This window comes from Rhizobium sp. L9 (assembly GCF_002531885.1).
GTDB lineage: Bacteria > Pseudomonadota > Alphaproteobacteria > Rhizobiales > Rhizobiaceae > Rhizobium.
In genome coordinates this window covers 1-628 of sequence record NZ_NWSZ01000108.1, presented here as the reverse complement: position 1 = coordinate 628, position 628 = coordinate 1, and the positions used below count along the sequence as shown (strand labels likewise).

1 pseudogene is annotated in these 628 nt (G+C 64.5%); it reads right to left on the bottom strand.

From position 1 onward, the window contains the following. Positions 1–628 (bottom strand): annotated as a pseudogene (locus CO660_RS32500) (hypothetical protein); the annotation flags it as partial.

Sequence of the window (628 nt, the reverse complement as noted above, 5' to 3'; positions counted from 1 at the left end):
GGCCCGTCGGTGAAGTTGGGTTGGGCCGGCGTCTGGGTGGTGAAGAGGCTGACGGGGCTGGAACTTACGGATGTAATCGGGGCAGTCGCCGCGCTCACGACGGTCTCGCCAGTGCCACGCAGGTCGGTATAGGTGGCATTCACCCGCACGCGCTTGCCGACGAGACTGCTGCCGAGGGTCAGGCTTTGCCCGGCCGCGACGTCACTCCACGTAGTGCCGTTGTCGCTGCTCTGCCACAGATAGCTGACGCTTGCCGGCAGGCCATCGATGTCACTGACGCTGGCGGTCAAGGTCTGGCCCTGGCTCGCTATGCCAGTGATCGAGATCACGCCGGGATCATTGACATTGGCGACTGCCGAGGGCGTCGCCGGGCTGGTGACATTTTCGCTGTTGCCGAGGTTGTCGATGTAACTGGCTGTTGCCCGCACGAAATTGCCGACCTGGGCCTGCTGCAGGGTCAGCGTATTGGCAGTCGCTCCGCCAATATTGCTCCAGGTGGTGCCGTTGCTGCTCTGCTGCCACTGATAGCTCACCGATCCCGGCACACCGTCCGCGTCGGTGACGGCGGCCGTCAGCACCTGACCTTGCGTCGCGGTCCCGCTGATGCCAAGCACACCCGGGTGGTTGT